This is a genomic window from Clostridioides sp. ES-S-0108-01, from assembly GCF_020662285.1.
Lineage (GTDB): Bacteria > Bacillota > Clostridia > Peptostreptococcales > Peptostreptococcaceae > Clostridioides.
Genome location: NZ_JADGMN010000050.1, coordinates 1 through 3,558, shown reverse-complemented (window position 1 = coordinate 3,558; position 3,558 = coordinate 1). Strand labels below are relative to the sequence as shown.

5 protein-coding genes are annotated in these 3,558 nt (G+C 27.3%); 3 read left to right on the top strand and 2 right to left on the bottom strand.

Annotated elements, in window-relative coordinates:
- Positions 1–338 precede the first annotated feature (338 nt).
- The gene (locus tag IR152_RS19560; protein ID WP_227453493.1) at positions 339–887 is read right to left on the bottom strand and encodes a hypothetical protein; all 549 of its coding nucleotides are present in this window, start codon (positions 885–887) and stop codon (positions 339–341) included.
- Between the two features lie 72 nt (positions 888–959).
- The gene (locus IR152_RS19555) at positions 960–1,157 is read right to left on the bottom strand and encodes a helix-turn-helix domain-containing protein (protein WP_038811696.1); all 198 of its coding nucleotides are present in this window, start codon (positions 1,155–1,157) and stop codon (positions 960–962) included.
- Between the two features lie 240 nt (positions 1,158–1,397).
- Here IR152_RS19555 and IR152_RS19550 point away from each other — a divergent pair, with 240 nt between their 5' ends.
- From IR152_RS19550 to IR152_RS19545, 3 genes are all read left to right on the top strand, one after another.
- A complete protein-coding gene (locus tag IR152_RS19550; RefSeq protein WP_227453492.1) occupies positions 1,398–1,607 on the top strand; it encodes a hypothetical protein in 210 nt (69 codons plus the stop codon).
- A 394-nt stretch (positions 1,608–2,001) separates the two neighbouring features.
- Complete coding sequence (locus IR152_RS20195; protein ID WP_255625037.1) at positions 2,002–2,130, top strand: hypothetical protein; 129 nt, start codon at positions 2,002–2,004, stop codon at positions 2,128–2,130.
- Positions 2,121–3,194 carry a helix-turn-helix transcriptional regulator gene (locus IR152_RS19545; protein WP_227453491.1) on the top strand — a complete coding sequence of 358 codons (1,074 nt, stop codon included), beginning with the start codon at positions 2,121–2,123 and terminating at the stop codon, positions 3,192–3,194. The genes IR152_RS20195 and IR152_RS19545 overlap by 10 nt, the downstream gene beginning before the upstream one ends.
- Positions 3,195–3,558: the final 364 nt, after the last annotated feature.

Genomic DNA, 3,558 nt, shown 5'->3' with positions numbered 1-3,558 from the left:
ACTTTCTTTTTATATAAAGGCTTCATTTCTTTTTATAAGCCCTTATTTATTTGTTTTATAAAGTTATTTTTAAAAAAAGAGCATTAATGAGTTTTTGTCCCAAAACTATTTGTGTGGTTAGGCAAAGTCTAATGAAATTATGGTGACATGAAAAACAATATTCTTCTATGTTTTCTCTACTAAAACTTCATATTGCTATACTTCAATATATAATCCCCCCCTATCTGATTAATAAAACAAATAAAGATAGAGAATTGGAAAGAGTACATATTTTTCGCAGAAAGCCAAAAAATAAGATTTTCATGGAAAAGTTTTCAAAGCGTTAGAAGGTAAGTAAATTATTTATATTTATCCATAAAATCTTTAAGAGCTTGGCTAATAATGTCTTGTACTCTGTACTTCTTATTAGCTTCACAGAAAATCACAAACTCCTTTTGTATATCCTCATAAACCTTATAGCTTCTAGTAACTATATTGCCTTTGAAGTCGTCTATATTTAGTTTATTAGCCCCAACTACTTTATTACTACTTTGTGATTCATACCAACTATATACTTCATTTAGCTTAGTATTCATCTCATTAAAATTATATAAAATGTCCCTCAAGTTATTAATATTATTAGTATCAGCCCCAACTACTTTGTTACTACTTTCTTGCATAACTACTTTTGAACTACTTTCTAATTCAACAACTTCAACGATAGATATGTATAGCTTCTTAGCTTGATTAAACTCATATCCATGTTGTTTAAATCTATTTCTTATAGTTGTACGACCAATACCGATATCTTTACATGTATTAGTTAGTGTATTGCCCTCTAGGAGCTTATTATTAATATATTGTATTTGCTCATTGATATGTAAATTATCAAATGTATATCTATCCATGTTTAGACCTCCAAAATAACTACTAAAGTAGCATTCTAGTAGTTATAAATAAACCCTTTAGAATTAATATTTTTATTTGTCCCAACCTAACAATTCATTAGGCGAACACTTAAGAGCCATACAAATTTTTTCCAAAGAATCGAATTTAATAGATGTGGTTTGATTTGAAGCTAATCGCCCAATATTTTGAGGCGTCATTCCCGTTTGCTTTGATAACCAGTATTTACTTTTACCTCTAGACATTAATAATTCATTTAATTGTATATACATATTAACCCCCTTATAATCATTAGTTATATAAATACATATTACACAAGATATGTATTGTATGCAATTTGACTATTGACAACTATTATCGTACATAGTTAATATTATAAGTATAAGTGTAAAATACTGGGAGTGATCAAAAATAGAAAATATATTAAAAAACTAACGAAACTTAACTAAAAATATAAGATTACAAAACAAATAATAGGGTGCAAAAGGTTTAAATGTAGATAAAAAGGAGAGTTGAAAGTAATAAAAGATGATTTATTAAGGGCTGGATTTGATATATACGGAGTAAATTTAAAAGATAAACTATTGGAAAATAACGAAATATATTTAAATGACAAAAAAGAATCCGAAAGAATCATGAACAGATTATTAGAAGTATTGGAAGAAAAAGAACATAAAAAAATGTTAATTGATTTTGAAGAAAAATATATGGTAATTGTATAATTGAAAAAGAATATGAGTATAGAATGGGTGTTTTAGATAGGCTAGACCTAGTTGAATTTATAGACTTAAATAAAAAACTGTGTTTGAAAAGAAATTAAAAATATATATTAAAACCGTCAGAAAAATAATTCTAAACAATGAATTATAATTTTATTAATGATATAATACTAATTAACAAAAAATAGAAAAAGAATGAGTATTTGTTTGACCGCAACCACTCATTCTTTCAACAATAAAACAATAGAGTCAATTAAAACTATTAAAGTTTAATTAACATGTAAACACATAGGATAAATATATCCTTTTAATATATTAATTATACGAGATTTACAAAAGAATGTAAATACATAGCTTGTTAAAACTTAATTGACTCCTAAAAGATACGGGGGATAAGATGAATTGTTCTAATGCAAAGGATATATTATTGAATGATATAAATAATTTAGAAGTAATACATAGTAAGTCAAAAGGATACATAACATTAGCAAGTAAAAAAGAGCAAAAGTTTACACAATGGCACTAGAAAATAAATATAATGAGCTTATAGATAACAAAGTAAATGTTTATATAAGCCATAATACCTTTTATAAACCACAGAGAAGAATTGAAAATATAAAAGAATTAAATGCGATATTTATAGATATAGATTGTTACAATACAAAATATACGAAAGAGGCAGTAAGATTTTTTATAGAAAAAGATTTAAATGGAATAATACCAAACCCAACTATGTTAGTTGATAGTGGAAGAGGACTATATTATGTATTGAAGCTTGAACCAGTACCGAGTAAAGCCTTACCACTTTGGTATGCAATACAAAGATATATATATAACCAATTAAAAGAATTTGGAGCAGATGCGAAAGCCTTAGACCCTACACGTGTGTTACGAGCAACAGGAACAATTAATTCCAAGACACAAACAGAAGTTAAAATAATTGATTATGATGGATATACCTATACTTTGAAAGAGATACAAGAAAATTATTTACCAGAGCTAAAGGAAAAGAAACAGAAAAGTAAAGGTAGACCCAAAAAGGTTATTAGTTTATTTAATGAATATAGCTTATACCATGCAAGACTTAATGACTTGATAAAAATATGTGAACTTAGAAGTTATGATATGGAAGGATGTAGAGAAGTAACCTTGTTTTTATATAGATATTTTACTTGTTGCTTCATGGAAGATGAAGTACAAGCTTTAGAATGTACCTTAGAGCTAAATAAGCAGTTTGTAAAGCCATTAAAGGATAATGAGGTAGTAAAACATACAAAGAGTGCAGAAACGGCTTACAAGAGCAAGAAATATAAATTTAAGAATAGTACTTTAATAGATTTATTAGGAATAACAGAAGAAGAACAAAAACATCTAAAAACAATAATAGGTAAAAAAGAAGCTAATGAAAGAGAAAAAGAAGCCAAAAAGTTAGCTCGAAGAAATGAAAATGGATTAACAAAAAAACAACAGGAGCTTTTAGATTTAAAAAATGAGCTATTAAAACTTAAAGAAAAAGGGTTAAGTAATAGAAGTATAGCAAAACAATTAAATATAAGTGAATCTAAGGTAAGAACAACGTTAAAAAAATAGGTGCGTTAAAAAACGTCGCTTTGTATTAAGGGGGACGAAGTCCTGTTCCTTATTAGAGTAAGATGGAACAGGTAGAAGGATTAGTTTAATTACTAGAAATGACACTTACGAGAGTTAAGAAAGTGCAGAGAAGTAACATTTTACTTGTTGCTTTACGGAGGATGAGGTACAAGATTTAGAACATATCTTAGAGCTAAAGAAACAGTTTGTAAAGCCACTAAGTGAGTATGAGGTAATAAAACCATACGAAGAGTGCAGAAACGGCTTACAAGGGCAAGAAATATAAATTTAAGAATAGTACATTGATGGATTTATTGGGAATAACAGAAGAAGAACAAAAACATCTAAAAACAATAATAGGCAA

Excerpts from the sequence above, each read along its gene's own strand:
- IR152_RS19560 (WP_227453493.1), bottom strand. The coding sequence starts at position 887 with ATGGATAGATATACATTTGATAATTTACATATCAATGAGCAAATACAA.
- IR152_RS19555 (WP_038811696.1), bottom strand. The coding sequence starts at position 1,157 with ATGTATATACAATTAAATGAATTATTAATGTCTAGAGGTAAAAGTAAA.
- IR152_RS20195 (WP_255625037.1), top strand. The coding sequence starts at position 2,002 with ATGAATTGTTCTAATGCAAAGGATATATTATTGAATGATATAAATAAT.
- IR152_RS19545 (WP_227453491.1), top strand. The coding sequence starts at position 2,121 with ATGGCACTAGAAAATAAATATAATGAGCTTATAGATAACAAAGTAAAT.